This window comes from Pseudomonas mucoides, assembly GCF_015461845.1.
Taxonomy (GTDB): domain Bacteria; phylum Pseudomonadota; class Gammaproteobacteria; order Pseudomonadales; family Pseudomonadaceae; genus Aquipseudomonas; species Aquipseudomonas mucoides.
This window is the reverse complement of the sequence record NZ_JACOPW010000006.1, coordinates 279,805-296,952: the sequence shown is the minus strand read 5'-3', so window position 1 is coordinate 296,952 and position 17,148 is coordinate 279,805. Positions and strand designations below refer to the sequence as shown.

The 17,148-nt window shown below is 56.8% G+C and carries 20 protein-coding genes; 18 read left to right on the top strand and 2 right to left on the bottom strand.

Features of this window, described 5'->3' with window-relative positions:
• The first annotated feature begins 8 nt into the window (after positions 1–8).
• The 16 genes from rpsN (at position 9) to bfr (ending at position 9,727) form a co-directional block, all read left to right on the top strand.
• Entirely contained in the window at positions 9–314 is a 306-nt protein-coding gene (rpsN, locus tag H8F22_RS24705) for a 30S ribosomal protein S14 (protein WP_003176414.1), read from the top strand.
• A gap of 209 nt (positions 315–523) precedes the next feature.
• The gene (rpsH, locus tag H8F22_RS24700; protein ID WP_003186040.1) at positions 524–916 is read left to right on the top strand and encodes a 30S ribosomal protein S8; all 393 of its coding nucleotides are present in this window, start codon (positions 524–526) and stop codon (positions 914–916) included.
• Positions 917–928: 12 nt separating this feature from the next.
• Positions 929–1,462, top strand: a complete 534-nt coding sequence (gene rplF / locus H8F22_RS24695; RefSeq protein WP_003176412.1) for a 50S ribosomal protein L6 — start codon at positions 929–931, stop codon at positions 1,460–1,462.
• A 10-nt stretch (positions 1,463–1,472) separates the two neighbouring features.
• Positions 1,473–1,823 (top strand): 50S ribosomal protein L18, encoded by a 351-nt coding sequence (gene rplR / locus H8F22_RS24690; RefSeq protein WP_003186037.1) that lies wholly within the window; start codon positions 1,473–1,475, stop codon positions 1,821–1,823.
• A gap of 3 nt (positions 1,824–1,826) precedes the next feature.
• Entirely contained in the window at positions 1,827–2,327 is a 501-nt protein-coding gene (gene rpsE / locus H8F22_RS24685) for a 30S ribosomal protein S5 (protein ID WP_007943782.1), read from the top strand.
• Between the two features lie 2 nt (positions 2,328–2,329).
• Complete coding sequence (rpmD, locus tag H8F22_RS24680; RefSeq protein WP_003186033.1) at positions 2,330–2,506, top strand: 50S ribosomal protein L30; 177 nt, start codon at positions 2,330–2,332, stop codon at positions 2,504–2,506.
• A 3-nt stretch (positions 2,507–2,509) separates the two neighbouring features.
• Complete coding sequence (rplO, locus tag H8F22_RS24675; RefSeq protein ID WP_007896782.1) at positions 2,510–2,947, top strand: 50S ribosomal protein L15; 438 nt, start codon at positions 2,510–2,512, stop codon at positions 2,945–2,947.
• On the top strand, positions 2,948–4,276 hold the full coding sequence (gene secY / locus H8F22_RS24670) for a preprotein translocase subunit SecY (protein ID WP_003228718.1): 1,329 nt from the start codon (positions 2,948–2,950) through the stop codon (positions 4,274–4,276).
• 27 nt (positions 4,277–4,303) lie between these two features.
• Positions 4,304–4,420, top strand: a complete 117-nt coding sequence (rpmJ, locus tag H8F22_RS24665; RefSeq protein ID WP_002555468.1) for a 50S ribosomal protein L36 — start codon at positions 4,304–4,306, stop codon at positions 4,418–4,420.
• A 130-nt stretch (positions 4,421–4,550) separates the two neighbouring features.
• Entirely contained in the window at positions 4,551–4,907 is a 357-nt protein-coding gene (gene rpsM, locus H8F22_RS24660) for a 30S ribosomal protein S13 (RefSeq protein WP_003186020.1), read from the top strand.
• 30 nt (positions 4,908–4,937) lie between these two features.
• Entirely contained in the window at positions 4,938–5,327 is a 390-nt protein-coding gene (rpsK, locus tag H8F22_RS24655; protein ID WP_002555466.1) for a 30S ribosomal protein S11, read from the top strand.
• 18 nt (positions 5,328–5,345) lie between these two features.
• Positions 5,346–5,966, top strand: a complete 621-nt coding sequence (gene rpsD, locus H8F22_RS24650; RefSeq protein ID WP_003210056.1) for a 30S ribosomal protein S4 — start codon at positions 5,346–5,348, stop codon at positions 5,964–5,966.
• Positions 5,967–5,988: 22 nt separating this feature from the next.
• Complete coding sequence (locus H8F22_RS24645; protein ID WP_003186012.1) at positions 5,989–6,990, top strand: DNA-directed RNA polymerase subunit alpha; 1,002 nt, start codon at positions 5,989–5,991, stop codon at positions 6,988–6,990.
• Between the two features lie 42 nt (positions 6,991–7,032).
• Complete coding sequence (rplQ, locus tag H8F22_RS24640) at positions 7,033–7,419, top strand: 50S ribosomal protein L17 (RefSeq protein ID WP_007918448.1); 387 nt, start codon at positions 7,033–7,035, stop codon at positions 7,417–7,419.
• A gap of 239 nt (positions 7,420–7,658) precedes the next feature.
• Positions 7,659–9,113: a catalase gene (locus tag H8F22_RS24635; RefSeq protein WP_194940792.1), complete on the top strand. Its 1,455-nt coding sequence runs from the start codon at positions 7,659–7,661 to the stop codon at positions 9,111–9,113.
• A gap of 149 nt (positions 9,114–9,262) precedes the next feature.
• Positions 9,263–9,727: a bacterioferritin gene (gene bfr / locus H8F22_RS24630; protein WP_027924376.1), complete on the top strand. Its 465-nt coding sequence runs from the start codon at positions 9,263–9,265 to the stop codon at positions 9,725–9,727.
• A 64-nt stretch (positions 9,728–9,791) separates the two neighbouring features.
• On the opposite strand, the gene uvrA is transcribed toward bfr, so the two are convergent.
• Positions 9,792–12,626 (bottom strand): excinuclease ABC subunit UvrA, encoded by a 2,835-nt coding sequence (gene uvrA, locus H8F22_RS24625; RefSeq protein WP_027924375.1) that lies wholly within the window; start codon positions 12,624–12,626, stop codon positions 9,792–9,794.
• Between the two features lie 191 nt (positions 12,627–12,817).
• Here uvrA and H8F22_RS24620 point away from each other — a divergent pair, with 191 nt between their 5' ends.
• Both H8F22_RS24620 and H8F22_RS24615 read left to right on the top strand, forming a co-directional pair.
• Entirely contained in the window at positions 12,818–14,215 is a 1,398-nt protein-coding gene (locus H8F22_RS24620; RefSeq protein ID WP_059182082.1) for an MFS transporter, read from the top strand.
• Between the two features lie 9 nt (positions 14,216–14,224).
• Complete coding sequence (locus H8F22_RS24615; RefSeq protein ID WP_017341065.1) at positions 14,225–14,752, top strand: single-stranded DNA-binding protein; 528 nt, start codon at positions 14,225–14,227, stop codon at positions 14,750–14,752.
• A 67-nt stretch (positions 14,753–14,819) separates the two neighbouring features.
• On the opposite strand, the gene H8F22_RS24610 is transcribed toward H8F22_RS24615, so the two are convergent.
• Positions 14,820–17,024 (bottom strand): OsmC domain/YcaO domain-containing protein, encoded by a 2,205-nt coding sequence (locus H8F22_RS24610; protein WP_194940791.1) that lies wholly within the window; start codon positions 17,022–17,024, stop codon positions 14,820–14,822.
• Positions 17,025–17,148 lie beyond the last annotated feature (124 nt).

Sequence of the window (17,148 nt, the reverse complement as noted above, 5' to 3'; positions counted from 1 at the left end):
GTAGGAAAATGGCCAAGATGAGCATGAAAAACCGCGAGCTGAAGCGTCAGCTCACGGTTGCCAAGTACGCCAAAAAGCGTGCAGCACTGAAAGCTATCATCGTTGATCTGAACGCAAGTCCAGAAGCACGTTGGGAAGCTACAGTAGCTCTGCAGAAGCAGCCACGTGACGCAAGCGCCTCGCGCATGCGTAACCGCTGCCGCCTGACCGGTCGTCCACACGGCGTTTACCGCAAGTTCGGCCTCGGCCGTAACAAACTGCGTGAAGCTGCAATGCGTGGTGACGTACCTGGTCTGGTTAAAGCCAGCTGGTAAGCACTATCAAAGTCTCGGTGTTCGGGATCGCAAGATCCTGACCATCGGTGACCTTGAACTTGAATCAAGCCCCTTTTGGGGCTTGATTCATTTGTGGGGTGTGTCTAGAATACCCGGCTCGCCTGAGCCCGTGCTTTTTCCGCATGGATGAGCTCGGCGACAAGTAGTAGCCGCAAGGCTAATTTTTTTGTATTAGGAGCGTCTAGCCCATGAGTATGCAGGACCCGTTAGCGGACATGCTAACTCGAATCCGTAATGCCCAGATGGCTGAAAAGTCCGTCGTAAGCATGCCATCTTCTACTTTGAAGGTAGCTGTTGCCAAAGTCCTGAAGGACGAAGGTTACATTGCGGGTTATCAGATCAGCAGCGAAATCAAACCACTGCTGTCCATCGAGCTGAAGTACTTCGAAGGCCGTCCGGTCATCGAGGAAGTGAAGCGCGTTAGCCGTCCAGGCCTGCGTCAGTACAAGTCCGTCGATGATCTGCCAAAAGTTCGTGGCGGTCTCGGTGTGTCTATCGTCTCCACCAACAAAGGTGTGATGACGGATCGTGCTGCGCGCGCTGCCGGTGTCGGCGGCGAAGTTCTTTGCACTGTGTTCTAAGGGGGGATAAGCATGTCACGCGTCGCTAAGAACCCCGTTAAGCTGCCAGCCGGTGTCGAAGTCAAATTCGCAGGCCAACAGCTTTCGGTGAAGGGTGCCAAGGGCACTCTCGAACTGAACATCCATTCGTCCGTTGAGATCGTTGAAGAAGCTGGTGAGCTGCGTTTCGCTGCTCGCAATGGCGATCAACAAACTCGCGCAATGGCTGGTACCACTCGTGCGTTGGTAAACAACATGGTCCAAGGCGTAAGCCAAGGCTTCGAGCGCAAGCTCCAGCTGGTCGGTGTTGGTTACAAAGCGCAAGCAAAAGGCACAGTGCTGAACCTGGCTCTTGGCTTCTCGCACCCAGTGGATTATGAACTGCCGGAAGGCATCACCGCTGAGACTCCTAGCCAGACCGATATCCTGATCAAGGGCATCGATAAGCAGCTGGTAGGTCAAGTGGCCGCCGAGATCCGCGACTTCCGTCCACCAGAGCCGTACAAAGGCAAAGGTGTGCGCTACGCGGACGAAGTCGTCCGTCGTAAAGAAGCCAAGAAGAAGTAGGGCATAGCAAATGACCGACAAAAAAGTTACTCGACTGCGTCGCGCTCGCAAAGCACGCCTGAAAATGCACGAACTCGAAGTCGTGCGTCTCTGCGTGTTCCGCTCGTCGCAGCACATCTACGCCCAGGTCATTTCGGCCGACGGCAACAAAGTCCTGGCATCTGCCTCGACTTTGGATAAAGAACTGCGTGATGGCGCCACTGGCAACATCGACGCGGCCACTAAGGTTGGCCAGCTGGTCGCTACGCGTGCTAAAGCCGCTGGCGTCTCGCAGGTGGCTTTCGACCGCTCTGGCTTCAAGTACCACGGCCGCGTCAAGGCGCTGGCTGATGCTGCTCGTGAAGCTGGGCTGGAGTTCTAAGTTATGTCAAATAACGACCAAAAGCGCGACGAAGGCTACATCGAGAAGCTGGTTCAAGTTAACCGCGTAGCCAAAACCGTTAAAGGCGGCCGTATCTTCACTTTCACCGCGTTGACCGTGGTTGGTGATGGTAAAGGGCGTGTTGGCTTCGGCCGTGGCAAGTCGCGTGAAGTGCCTGCTGCGATCCAGAAGGCAATGGAAGCTGCTCGCCGCAACATGATCCAAGTTGATCTGAACGGCACCACTCTGCAGTACGCAATGAAGTCCGGTCACGGCGCTTCGAAGGTGTACATGCAGCCTGCTTCTGAAGGTACCGGTATCATCGCTGGCGGCGCTATGCGTGCTGTCCTCGAAGTTGCTGGCGTTCAGAACGTTCTGGCCAAGTGCTACGGCTCGACTAACCCGGTAAACGTGGTTCACGCCACTTTCAAAGGTTTGAAAGCTATGCAGTCTCCTGAATCCATTGCCGCCAAGCGTGGCAAAAGCGTCAAGGAGATCTTCTGATCATGGCTACCGTTAAAGTTACGCTGATCAAAAGCATGACCGGCCGTATCCCTAACCACAAACTGTGCGTTAAGGGTCTGGGTCTGCGTCGCATCGGTCACACTGTAGAAGTACTTGATACTCCCGAGAATCGCGGGATGATCAACAAGGCTTACTACATGCTGCGTGTCGAGGGTTAATCGATGAAACTCAATGATCTGAGTCCAGCGCCGGGTTCCCGTCGCGAAAAGCATCGTCCGGGCCGTGGTATCGGTAGTGGTTTGGGCAAGACCGGTGGCCGTGGCCACAAAGGTCAGTCCTCCCGCTCCGGTGGCACCATTGCTCCAGGCTTTGAAGGCGGTCAACAGCCGCTGCATCGTCGCCTGCCGAAGTTCGGTTTCGTTTCCCTGAAGGCCATGGACCGCGCAGAAGTGCGTCTGTCCGAGCTGGCTAAAGTGGAAGGCGACATCGTCACCGTGCAGTCCCTGAAAGATGCCAACGTGATCAACGTCAACGTTCAGCGTGTGAAAATCATGCTGTCCGGCGAAGTTACTCGCGCTGTCACCATCGGAAAGGGAATCGGCGCCACCAAAGGTGCGCGTGCGGCTATCGAAGCAGCTGGCGGCAAGTTCGAGGAATAAATGGCTAAGCAAGGTGCTCTCTCTGCGCTCGGCAAAGGCGGTATGTCTGAACTCTGGGCTCGTCTGCGTTTTCTGTTCCTGGCGATTATCGTCTACCGAATAGGCGCACACATCCCGGTTCCAGGTATCAACCCGGACCGACTCGCGGACCTGTTTCGACAGAATGAGGGGACCATTCTTAGCTTGTTCAACATGTTTTCCGGCGGCGCGCTGGAACGGATGAGCATCTTTGCACTGGGGATCATGCCGTACATTTCGGCATCGATCATCATGCAACTGATGACCGCCGTCAGCCCGCAGCTGGAACAGTTGAAGAAGGAAGGTGAAGCTGGCCGTCGCAAGATCAGCCAGTACACCCGCTACGGCACTGTCGTCCTCGCTCTCGTTCAGGCAATTGGCATGTCCATTGGTCTGGCAGGGCAGGGCGTTGCGTTCACTGGTGACTTTGGCTTCCATTTCGTCGCGGTATCCACTTTTGTGGCTGGTGCGATGTTCATGATGTGGCTGGGTGAGCAGATTACTGAGCGTGGTGTTGGCAACGGTATCTCGATGTTGATTTTTTCGGGTATCGTCGCCGGTCTTCCGAGAGCGATCGGGCAGTCTTTCGAGTCTGCACGTCAGGGTGATATCAACATCTTCGCCCTGGTTGCCATCGGTTTGCTGGCAGTAGCGATTATCGGTTTCGTGGTGTTCATTGAGCGTGGTCAGCGTCGTATTGCTGTTCACTACGCCAAGCGTCAGCAGGGCCGTAAGGTCTTTGCTGCGCAGACTAGCCACTTGCCGCTGAAGGTGAACATGGCCGGTGTTATTCCGGCCATTTTCGCGAGCAGCATTTTGCTGTTCCCGGCTTCGTTGGGTGCCTGGTTTGGTCAGTCTGAAGGTATGGGCTGGTTGCAGGACATCTCGCAGTCGATCGCTCCTGGTCAGCCGTTGAATATTCTGCTGTTTAGTGCAGGGATTATTTTCTTCTGCTTCTTCTATACGGCGTTGATGTTCAATCCGAAAGACGTAGCGGAAAACCTGAAGAAGTCCGGTGCCTTTATTCCGGGCATCCGTCCAGGTGAGCAGTCTGCGCGCTACATTGATGGCGTTCTGACCCGCTTGACCATGTTCGGTGCTCTTTACATGACGGCCGTGTGCCTGTTGCCCCAGTTCCTGGTGGTTGCAGCAAACGTACCGTTCTACCTTGGCGGGACCTCGTTGCTGATCGTCGTCGTGGTTGTGATGGACTTCATGTCCCAAGTACAATCGCACCTCGTTTCGCACCAGTACGAATCCCTGATGAAGAAAGCCAACCTGAAGGGTTACGGCAGCGGCATGTTGCGCTGAGTACCCATAAGGTTCGAGGAGTTGGTGATGAAAGTTCGTGCATCGGTGAAAAAGCTGTGCCGTAACTGCAAAATTATTCGCCGCGAAGGTGTTGTTCGAGTAATTTGCAGCGCGGAACCGCGTCACAAACAGCGCCAAGGCTGAGTGTGATTGTGCTTCAAGCCCGGTAGCTAGTGCGCTACCGGGTTGATTATTTGTTATTACAGCGATATTATCTCGCGCCCTATTTCTTGGCTTCCGGGGCGTAGGTAGCTGTCAATTGGAGTCCCACTGAATGGCCCGTATTGCAGGCGTTAACATTCCAGATAACAAGCATACTGTTATCTCGCTGACCTACATCTATGGTGTTGGTCGCACTACTGCACAGAAGATCTGTGCAGTGACTGGGGTAAACCCAGCCGCAAAGATCAAAGATCTGAGCGACGAGCAGATTGAACAGCTGCGTGGCGAAGTGGCGAAGTTCACCACTGAAGGTGACCTGCGTCGCGAAATCAACATGAAAATCAAGCGTTTGATGGACCTCGGTTGCTATCGCGGTCTGCGTCATCGTCGTGGTCTTCCAGTGCGCGGTCAGCGTACCAAGACTAACGCGCGTACCCGTAAAGGTCCGCGTAAGCCGATCCGCAAGTAATCGCCCCCGCGAATCGACAGGAAAATTATCATGGCAAAACCTGCTGCTCGTCCTCGTAAAAAAGTTAAAAAGACAGTGGTTGATGGCATCGCCCACATCCATGCATCTTTTAACAACACAATCGTGACCATCACCGACCGTCAAGGCAACGCTCTTTCCTGGGCTACCTCCGGTGGTTCGGGTTTCCGCGGTTCCCGCAAGTCCACCCCGTTTGCTGCTCAAGTAGCTGCTGAACGTGCTGGTCAAGCTGCGCTGGAATACGGTCTGAAAAACCTCGACGTTAACGTCAAAGGTCCAGGCCCAGGTCGTGAATCTGCAGTCCGCGCTTTGAACGGCTGTGGCTACAAGATCGCCAGCATCACCGACGTGACGCCAATCCCGCACAACGGGTGCCGTCCGCCGAAGAAGCGCCGCGTGTAATCCAGGAGATTGTAAAGAATGGCTCGTTACATTGGTCCAAAATGCAAACTCGCTCGTCGCGAAGGCACCGATCTCTTTCTGAAGAGCGGCGTGCGCGCGATCGAATCGAAGTGCAACATTGAAGCAGCACCTGGTATCCACGGCCAACGCCGCGGTCGCCAGTCCGATTACGGCACCCAACTGCGTGAAAAGCAGAAGGTCCGTCGTATCTACGGCGTTCTCGAGCGTCAATTCAGCGGCTACTACAAAGAAGCTGCTGGCAAGAAAGGTGCAACCGGTGAAAACCTGCTGCAACTGCTCGAATGCCGTCTGGACAACGTTGTATACCGTATGGGTTTTGGCTCTACTCGTGCCGAATCCCGTCAGCTGGTATCGCACAAATCCGTCAGCGTTAACGGTCAGACCGTAAACGTACCGTCGTACCAGGTTCGTGCTGGTGACGTGGTCGCGATTCGCGAGAAAGCAAAGAACCAACTTCGCATTGTCCAAGCTCTCGATCTGTGTGCCCAACGTGGCCGCGTAGAATGGGTAGAAGTAGACACTGAGAAGAAGTCGGGCGTTTTCAAGAACGTTCCAGCTCGCAGTGATCTGTCCGCCGACATCAACGAAAGCCTGATTGTCGAGCTCTACTCCAAGTAAGGGCTAGAAAATAGGTGCATCCATGCAGATTTCGGTAAATGAGTTCCTGACACCCCGCCACATTGATGTGCAGGTTGTCAGTCCAACCCGCGCCAAGATCACTCTCGAGCCTCTCGAGCGTGGTTTCGGCCACACCCTGGGCAACGCGCTGCGCCGCATCCTGTTGTCCTCAATGCCCGGCTGTGCAGTAGTCGAGGCCGAGATTGACGGTGTACTCCATGAGTACAGCGCCATCGAAGGCGTACAGGAAGACGTAATTGAAATCCTGTTGAACCTTAAAGGTCTGGCTATCAAGCTGCACGGTCGTGACGAAGTTACGCTGACCTTGTCGAAGAAGGGTTCGGGGGTGGTTACCGCTGCCGATATTCAGCTGGATCATGATGTCGAGATCGTTAACCCCGATCACGTAATCGCTAACCTGGCGTCTAACGGCGCCCTGAACATGAAGCTCACCGTAGCTCGTGGTCGTGGTTATGAACCGGCAGACTCGCGTCAGAGCGATGAAGACGAAAGCCGCAGCATCGGTCGCTTGCAGCTTGACTCTTCGTTCAGCCCGGTTCGCCGTATCGCATACGTGGTGGAAAACGCCCGTGTCGAGCAGCGTACTAACCTGGACAAGCTGGTTATTGATCTGGAAACCAACGGTACCCTGGATCCTGAAGAGGCTATCCGCCGCGCTGCAACCATTCTGCAACAGCAGTTGGCTGCGTTCGTCGATCTCAAAGGTGACAGTGAGCCAGTGGTTGTCGAGCAGGAAGACGAGATCGATCCGATCCTGCTTCGCCCGGTTGACGATCTGGAACTGACTGTACGTTCGGCTAACTGCCTTAAGGCGGAAAACATCTACTACATCGGTGACCTGATTCAGCGTACCGAAGTAGAGCTGTTGAAGACTCCGAACCTTGGCAAGAAATCCTTGACTGAAATCAAGGACGTTCTGGCCTCCCGCGGTCTGTCCCTCGGCATGCGCCTCGACAACTGGCCGCCTGCAAGTCTTAAGAAGGACGACAAGGCGACTGCCTGATCGTCGTAATCACCGAACGTCGTGTTTGGTAAGGAATGAACCATGCGTCATCGTAAAAGTGGTCGTCACCTGAGCCGCACTAGCTCGCACCGCAAGGCCATGTTTCAAAACATGGCAGTGTCGCTGTTCGAGCACGAGCTGATCAAAACTACACTGCCGAAAGCTAAAGAACTGCGTCGCGTTGCTGAGCCGCTGATCACTTTGGCCAAGACAGACAGCCTGGCTAACCGCCGTCTGGCTTTCGACCGTACTCGTTCGAAAGCTATCGTTGGCAAGCTCTTCAACGACCTGGGCAAGCGTTACGCTACCCGTGAGGGTGGCTACCTGCGCATCCTCAAGTGCGGCTTCCGCACTGGCGACAACGCGCCTATGGCGTACGTCGAGTTGGTTGATCGTGCTACTGCCGGCGAAGCTGTATCCGCCGAGTAAGACGTCAGTCTGAAACGAAAAACCGGGCCTAGTGCCCGGTTTTTTGTGCCTGTAAGAAACGCGCGGTTTATACAAGCTTTCCTGCGTTTCATGCCTTCATTCTGTTAACGGCATTCGTTGGTAGTATTTTTCTATTGATCTCTGCAAATTAATGAATTTGTAGCCTTCTTGATCAATGGTCAATACTCCGTCCCAAGCCGATTAGCCGGCAGCTATAGACTGACAAAGGAAGAGATCGCATGAGCCAAAGTAAAACGCTTACCACCGCCAGTGGCGCTCCTGTCGCCGATAACCAGAATTCCCGTTCCGCCGGCCCCCGTGGCCCGCTGCTGCTCGACGACTTTCACCTGATCGAGAAGCTTGCCCACTTCAACCGCGAAAACATCCCGGAACGCCGTGTACACGCCAAGGGCTCGGGTGCTTACGGTACGTTCACCGTCACGCGGGATATCACCGAGTACACTAGCGCCAAACTGTTTGAGTCCGTCGGCAAGCAAACCTCCACTTTCCTGCGGTTCTCCACCGTTGGCGGTGAGCGTGGTTCGGCCGATACCGAGCGCGATCCGCGTGGTTTTGCCCTGAAGTTCTACACCGAAGAAGGTAACTGGGACATTGTTGGCAACAACACGCCCGTGTTCTTCATCCGTGATCCGTTGAAATTTCCGGACTTCATCCACACGCAAAAGCGCCTGCCTCAAAGCAACCTGAAAAGTGCGCAGATGATGTGGGACTTCTGGTCGCATTCGCCTGAGGCGCTGCACCAGGTCACCATCCTGTTCTCCGATCGCGGCATCCCTGACGGCTACCGTCACATGCACGGCTTCGGCAGCCACACCTACAGCCTGATCAACGCCAATGGCGAGCGTCACTGGGTGAAGTGGCACTACAAAACCAAACAGGGAATCAAAAACCTCGCTCCGGCAGAAGCGGCACGCCTGGCGGGTACTGATCCTGATTATGCCCAGCGCGATCTGTTCGGCGCGATCGAGCGCGGTGACTTCCCGAAATGGCGCGTGTGCGTACAAATCATGACGGAAGCTCAAGCTGCGGCGCACCACGAGAACCCGTTCGATGTGACCAAAACCTGGTCGCAGAAAGAGTTTCCACTGATCGAAGTCGGTGAGCTGGAGCTCAATCGCAATCCGCTGAATTACTTTGCTGAAGTCGAGCAAGCGGCGTTCGGTCCGAGCAACATGGTCCCAGGTGTCGGCTTGTCGCCTGACCGCATGCTGCAAGGTCGCGTTTTCGCTTACGCGGATGCTCACCGCTACCGTATCGGCACCAATCACCAGCAATTGCCGGTGAACGCGCCTCGCAGCCCGGTGAACAGCTACCAGCGCGACGGTTCGATGGCGTTTGGCAGTAACGGCGGTGCGGCTCCCAACTACGAGCCGAACAGCTACGTTGACGCACCGAAGCAAGCGCCTCGTTATGCAGAACCGCCATTGGCGCTGAGCGGTGCAGCTGATCGTTACGATCACCGCGAAGATACCGACTACTACAGCCACGCCGGTGCGTTATTCCGTTTGATGACCGACGAGCAGAAAGCGCTGCTGGTCAGCAACATTGCCGGTGCGATGGCGGGGGTATCCAGCGATGTGGTTGACCGTCAATTGCAGCATTTCTACAAAGCGGATCCGGCGTACGGAGAAGCAATCGCAACGCTGCTCAACGTACAGCTTAACGAAGTCTAAATGAGAAGCAGAACCGCCCTCGATTGGGCGGTTTTTGCGTTATTTAAACCACTTTTCTCGGAATATCTTCGCTTTTATCGCGCTAGCGGAGTGACCAATCAGTCTTCGTGGTTCAAACTACAGACTTTCAAGCAGGGAGATGTAGGGCGATGCAAGGCCACCCAGACGTAATCGATTACCTCAACACGTTGCTGACCGGCGAACTGGCGGCGCGTGATCAATATTTCGTCCATTCGCGGATGTATGAGGACTGGGGTTTCACCAAGCTCTACGAACGTATCAACCACGAGATGGAAGAAGAAGCCGGGCACGCTGATGCCTTGATGCGCCGAATTCTGATGCTCGAAGGCACGCCGCGTATGCGTCCGGACGACCTTGATGTCGGCACCACCGTGCCAGACATGCTCGCTGCCGACCTGCGGCTGGAATATAAAGTCCGGGCCGCGCTCTGCAAAGGCATCGAACTCTGCGAGCAGCACGGAGATTACGTCAGCCGTGAGATGCTGCGAATCCAATTGAACGACACCGAAGAAGATCACACCTACTGGCTCGAAAAGCAGCTAGGCCTGATCAAACTGATCGGTCTGGAAAATTACCTGCAATCGCACACCTGATTCAACGAAGACAAAAAAGCCCCTGTCACCGAGAAAGTGACAGGGGCTTTTTCATGGCCGTGATTCAGGCCTTGTCGCGAGCCAGCAGCGGCTTGAGGTAGAAGCCGGTATGAGACTGCTTCATCTCCGACACTTCTTCCGGTGTACCGACGGCAATAATCTGCCCGCCCTTGGAGCCGCCCTCTGGCCCAAGGTCCACCAGCCAATCGGCGGTCTTGATCACGTCCAGGTTGTGCTCGATCACCACCACCGTGTTGCCGTGGTCGCGCAGTCGATGCAGTACATCAAGCAGTTGCTGGATATCCGCGAAGTGCAGGCCGGTCGTTGGCTCATCGAGGATATACAGGGTCTTGCCGGTATCGCGTTTGGACAGTTCGCGGGACAGTTTCACCCGTTGTGCCTCACCACCGGACAGCGTGGTCGCCGATTGCCCGAGCTTGATGTACGACAAGCCAACATCCATCAGCGTCTGAAGTTTGCGTGCCAGCGCTGGAACCGCGTCGAAGAACACCCGGGCTTCCTCGATAGTCATCTCGAGGGTTTCATGGATGCTCTTGCCCTTGTACTTGATCTCAAGGGTTTCACGGTTGTAGCGCTTGCTCTTGCAGACGTCGCACGGGACGTAGATGTCTGGCAGGAAGTGCATTTCCACCTTGATCAACCCGTCGCCCTGGCAGGCTTCGCAGCGTCCTCCCTTCACGTTGAAGGAGAAACGTCCCGGGCCATAACCCCGTGAGCGAGATTCCGGCACGCCGGCGAACAGTTCGCGAATTGGTGTGAACAGCCCGGTGTAGGTGGCAGGGTTGGAACGCGGCGTCCGGCCGATCGGGCTTTGGTCGATGTCGACGACCTTGTCCAGATGCTCCAGGCCCTTGATGCTGTCGTGCGCGGCGGCCTCAAGCGTCGTGGCGCCGTTGAGAGCCGTAGCGCTCAAGGGGAACAGCGTGTTGTTGATCAGCGTCGACTTGCCGGAGCCGGACACGCCGGTCACGCAGGTCAGCAGGCCGATCGGGATCTCCAGGTCGACGTTGCGCAAGTTGTTGCCACGAGCGCCCTTGAGGGACAGCGACAGCTTCTTGTTACGCGGTGTGCGCTTGGCCGGAACAGCGATCTTCACCCGGCCCGACAAGTATTTGCCGGTCAGTGAGTCAGGGTGAGCCATGACCTCGGCCGGTGTGCCTTCGGCGACGATATGCCCGCCGTGTACGCCAGCGCCCGGCCCGATATCCACCACGTAATCCGCCAGGCGAATCGCGTCTTCGTCGTGCTCGACCACAATTACCGTGTTGCCGATGTCGCGCAGGTGCTTGAGCGTGCCCAGCAGTCGATCATTGTCCCGTTGGTGCAGACCAATCGATGGTTCGTCGAGGATGTACAGGACGCCCACAAGACCGGCGCCAATCTGGCTGGCCAGACGAATCCGCTGAGCTTCACCGCCCGACAAGGTGTCGGCACTGCGATCCAGCGACAGGTAGTCGAGACCCACGTTGACCAGGAACTGCAGGCGCTCGCGGATTTCCTTGAGAATCTTGTCGGCAATTTCGCCACGACGGCCTGTCAGCTTCAGCACGCCGAAGTACTCACACGCGTCGCCAATCGGCAGGTTCGTCACCGCTGGCAGGGTTTTCTCGCCCACCCAGACATGCCGCGCCTCACGACGCAGGCGCGTGCCACGGCAATCCGGGCAAGGCTGGGTGCTGAGGAACTTGGCCAGCTCTTCACGCACCGAAGCGGATTCGGTTTCGCGGTAGCGGCGTTCAAGGTTCGGCACGATGCCTTCGAACGGGTGCGAGCGCTTGACGATGTCGCCACGGTCGTTCAGGTATTTGAAATCGACGTTCTGCGAGCCGCTGCCGTGCAGGATGAACTTCTGCTGATCGGCCGGCAGTTCGTTGAACGGCACTTCCAGGCTGAATTTGTAGTGAGACGCCAACGACCCGAGCATCTGGAAGTAATAGACGTTGCGCCTGTCCCAGCCGCGAATCGCGCCCTCGGCCAGTGTCAGCTCGCCGTTGACCAGGCGCTTGATGTCGAAAAACTGCTTCACGCCCAGGCCATCGCAGGTCGGGCAAGCGCCGGCCGGGTTGTTGAAGGAGAACAGCTTGGGTTCCAGCTCGCTGATGGCATGGCCGCAAATCGGGCAGGCGAAGCGGGCGGAGAAGATTATTTCTTCACCCGGCTCGTCGTCCATTGGCGCTACCAGTGCGATGCCGTCCGCCAGCTTCAGCGCGGTCTCGAACGATTCGGCCAGACGCTGTTGCAGATCGGCGCGGACCTTGAAGCGGTCGACCACGACATCGATCGAGTGCTTCTTCTGTTTATCCAGCTTCGGCAGCTCGTCCAGTTCGCAGAGCCGGCCATTGACCCGGGCCCGCACAAAGCCTTGCGCGCGCAATTCTTCGAACACCGACAGATGTTCGCCCTTGCGCTCGCGGATCACCGGCGCCAGCAGCATCAGTTTGCTGCCTTCCGGTTGGGCGAGGACCAGGTCGACCATCTGGCTGACGGTCTGCGCTTCCAGCGGAATGTCGTGATCCGGGCAGCGCGGAATACCCACGCGTGCATACAGCAGGCGCAGGTAATCGTAGATTTCGGTGATGGTGCCGACCGTCGAACGCGGGTTGTGCGAGGTCGACTTCTGTTCGATCGAAATGGCGGGCGACAAACCTTCGATGGTGTCGACGTCAGGCTTTTCCATCATCGACAGAAACTGCCGGGCATAGGCCGACAGCGATTCGACATAGCGACGCTGGCCTTCGGCGTACAGCGTGTCGAATGCCAGGGACGATTTGCCCGACCCGGACAGGCCGGTGATGACGATCAGCTTGTCCCGTGGCAGGGTCAGGTCGATGTTCTTCAGGTTGTGGGTCCGGGCCCCACGAATCAGGATCTTGTCCAAAGTGGCCTCGCTTGGCGGGCGTCGAAAACGTAGGAGTATACGGCCAAATACTGGATGGATGCACACTATCAAACGAGCGGGTTGATGTCTTACATGAAGAGTCTGTCAGCGGAGCGCGTCAAAGCGTCGCGATATACCCTGTCAATCGATGGGACTGGTAGAATCGCGGCCGGTTCACATGAGGTTTTTCCATGCACGATCCCCACAGCGAACGCATGAGTGGCAGCGAGACCCGCGCAGCAAGCGGGCTGGCCCTGGTGTTCGCCTTCCGTATGCTTGGCATGTTCATGGTGTTGCCGGTTCTGGCGACCTATGGGATGGATCTGGCAGGCGCGACACCGGCCCTCATCGGGCTGGCGATTGGCGCTTACGGCCTGACCCAGGCGATCTTCCAGATTCCTTTCGGTTTCATTTCCGACCGCATCGGTCGTCGTCCGGTGATTTACCTGGGGCTGATCGTCTTCGCCCTCGGCAGCGTGCTGGCGGCCAATGCCGATTCGATCTGGGGCGTTATCGCTGGACGAATCCTGCAGGGCGCCGGGGCGATTTCCGCCGCCGTCATGGCCTTGCTGTCAGACCTGACCCGCGAGCAGCATCGGACCAAAGCCATGGCCATGATCGGCATGACGATTGGTCTGTCGTTCGCGGTCGCCATGGTCGTAGGACCGTTGCTGACCCGTGCCTTCGGCCTGTCCGGATTGTTCCTCGCCACCGGCGGCATGGCGCTGTTCGGCATCGTGATCGTGATGTTCATGGTGCCAAAATCCACCGGGCCGTTGCAGCACCGCGAGTCCGGTGTCGCGCGCCAGGCGCTGATCCCGACGCTCAAGCACCCGGACCTGCTGCGCCTGGACCTCGGCATTTTTGTGTTGCACGCGATGTTGATGTCGAGCTTCGTTGCCTTGCCCCTGGCGCTGGTCGAAAAAGCCGGCCTGCCTAAAGAACAGCACTGGTGGGTCTACCTCACCGCGCTGCTGATCTCCTTCTTCGCCATGATCCCGTTCATTATCTACGGCGAGAAGAAACGCAAAATGAAACGAGTTTTATTGGGCGCGGTGCTGACGCTGATGCTCACTGAGCTATTCTTCTGGCAGTTCGGCGATAGCTTGCGGGCTCTGGTGATCGGGACGGTGGTGTTTTTCACCGCGTTCAATCTGCTGGAAGCTTCGTTGCCTTCGCTGATCAGCAAGGTTTCACCGGCAGGCGGCAAAGGCACGGCGATGGGGGTTTATTCCACCAGTCAGTTCCTCGGTTCGGCGCTCGGCGGTATTCTCGGCGGCTGGATGTTCCAGCATGGCGGTCTGTCGGTTGTGTTCCTGGGATGCGCCGGTCTGGCTGCCCTCTGGCTGGCCTTTGCTGTTACCATGCGCGAACCTCCCTACGTGACGAGTCTGCGCTTGCCGCTGTCGCCCGAGGCGATCCGCGAAGCGGGTCTGGTCGAGCGCCTGAAGGCTGTCGTAGGGGTAACAGATGCAGTGATCGTCGCAGACGAAGCGGCGATTTACATCAAATTGGACACCGAACTATTGGATCGCACCACCCTCGAGCGCCTGGTGAACAACCCGCCCGAGGCAGCGTGCGTAGCCTAGGAGAACGTTATGGCCCGTGGGGTTAACAAAGTCATATTGGTCGGCACTTGCGGCCAGGATCCCGAAGTTCGCTACTTGCCTAACGGTAACGCCGTGACCAACCTGAGTCTGGCGACCAGCGAACAATGGACCGACAAGCAAACCGGTCAGAAGGTCGAGAAGACCGAATGGCACCGTGTGTCGATGTTCGGCAAGGTTGCGGAAATCGCCGGCGAATACCTGCGGAAAGGTTCGCAGGTGTACATCGAAGGCAAGCTGCAGACCCGCGAGTGGGAAAAAGACGGTATCAAGCGTTACACCACTGAAATCGTGGTCGACATGCAAGGCACCATGCAACTGCTGGGCGGCCGTCCACAACAGGGCGACCAACAAGGCGGGGGCAACAACTACCAGCAGTCCGCCCCGGCTCCACGCCAGCAGGCTCCACGTCCGCAGCAGTCGTCGGCACCGCAACAATCGCGTCCGGCTCCACAGCAGCAGGCCGCGCCTCAGCCGGCTCCGGATTTCGACAGCTTTGACGACGATATCCCGTTCTAAAAAGCGGCGATCCAGTCAGTAACAAAAAAAGCGAAGCCATCTGGCTTCGCTTTTTTTATGGGCGCTATTAACGGGATAACGTGGTGACGTTGGCCCGTGCCGAGTGCAGTTTCTTGTAGCTTTCGATCAACCGCAGGTGCCTGTCGAGCCCCTCCAGTTTCATGTTGGTCGGCGTCAAGCCATGGAAGCGCACGCTGCCGTCCACCGAACCGATGGCTGCGTCGGTACGCTCGTTGCCAAACATCCGGCGGAAATTGGCCTCGTAGTCTTCCAGTTCCAGGTCTTCGTCCAGCTTCATTTCCAGCACCACATTGACGGCCTGGTAGAACAAACCACGTTCAACCGTGTTGTCGTTGTACTGCAGGAACATTTCTACCGCCTCTTTCGCCTCTTCATATTGCTCCAAGGCGAGATAGATCAGCAGTTTCAACTCCAGGATCGTCAGCTGACCCCACGCCGTGTTGTCGTCGAACTCGATGCCGATCAAGGAGGTAATGTCGGTGTAGTCGTCCAGTTCACTTTCCACCAGACGCTCAACCAGCGATTGCAATTCTTCTTCGTCCAGTTGATGCAGGTTGAGGATATCGGCGCGGAAGAATAAGGCTTTGTTGGTGTTATCCCAGATCAGATCATCCGCCGGATAGATTTCCGAATAGTCCGGCACCAGGATGCGGCATGCCGTTGCGCCGATATGCTCGTAGACCGCCATGTACACTTCTTTGCCCATGCCTTTGAGGATGCCGAACAAGGTCGCGGCTTCCTCGGCATTCGAGTTTTCACCCTGGCCGGAGAAGTCCCACTCGACGAATTCGTAATCCGACTTGGAGCTGAAGAAGCGCCACGACACCACACCGCTGGAGTCGATAAAGTGCTCGACGAAGTTGTTCGGCTCGGTCACCGCATGCCCTTCAAACGTCGGCTGCGGCAGGTCATTGAGGCCTTCGAAACTGCGGCCCTGCAACAATTCGGTGAGGCTGCGTTCCAGTGCCACTTCCAGGCTCGGGTGCGCGCCGAACGAGGCGAACACGCCGCCGGTGCGTGGGTTCATCAGCGTGACGCACATCACCGGGAATTCACCGCCCAGGGACGCATCTTTCACCAGCACCGGGAAGCCTTGCTCTTCCAGCGCCTGAATACCAGCCAGTATACCGGGGTACTTCGCCAACACCTCGGCCGGCACATCCGGCAGGGCAAATTCGCCTTCGATGATTTCGCGTTTGACCGCGCGCTCGAAGATCTCCGACAGGCACTGTACCTGGGCTTCGGCCAGCGTGTTGCCGGCGCTCATGCCGTTGCTCAGGAACAGGTTTTCAATCAGGTTGGACGGGAAATACACCACCTCGCCGTCCGACTGACGAACATACGGCAGCGAACAGATGCCGCGCTCTTCATTGCCCGAGTTGGTGTCGATCAGATTGGAGCCGCGCAGTTCGCCGTCGCGGTTGTAAATCTTCAGGCAGTATTCGTCGAGAATTTCCGTGGGCAGCGCGTCCTTGCGGCCAGGCTTGAACCAGCGCTCGTCCGGGTAATGCACAAACGGCGCGTTGGCGATGTCTTCGCCCCAGAACTGGTCGTTGTAGAAGAAGTTGCAGTTCAGACGTTCGATAAACTCGCCCAGAGCCGACGCCAACGCGCTTTCTTTGGTGGCGCCTTTGCCGTTGGTGAAACACATCGGCGAGTGTGCATCGCGGATGTGCAGCGACCACACGTTGGGCACGATATTGCGCCACGAAGCGATTTCAATCTTCATGCCCAGGTCCGCCAGAATGGCCGACATGTTGGCGATGGTTTGTTCCAGCGGCAGATCCTTGCCCGCGATATAGGTGTGCGCCTCGGAATTGGAGGCAGGCATCAACAATGCCTGGGCATCGGCGTCGAGGTTGTCCACTTCTTCGATCACAAACTCAGGCCCGGCTTGCACCACTTTTTTAACGGTGCAACGGTCGATGGAGCGCAGGATGCCCTGGCGGTCCTTGTCGGAGATGTCCGCCGGCAACTCGACCTGAATCTTGAAAATCTGGTTGTAGCGGTTTTCCGGGTCAACAATGTTGTTCTGCGACAGGCGGATGTTTTCGGTGGGAATACTGCGAGTGTCGCAGTACAACTTCACGAAATAGGCCGCACACAACGCCGATGAAGCCAGAAAGTAATCGAACGGACCCGGTGCCGAACCATCGCCCTTGTAGCGAATCGGTTGATCGGCGACCACGGTGAAGTCATCGAACTTTGCTTCAAGCCGAAGGTTGTCGAGAAAGTTGACCTTGATTTCCATGGGGGATTACCAGAATAACGGGCTAGACGAATTGGCCGCCATTATCCGGCTTTTCAGGCGTATGTCTTGTCGTTGTCGGATCCGGAGTCTGGTTTACGCCTGTTTCAACCTGGCGCCCGATACA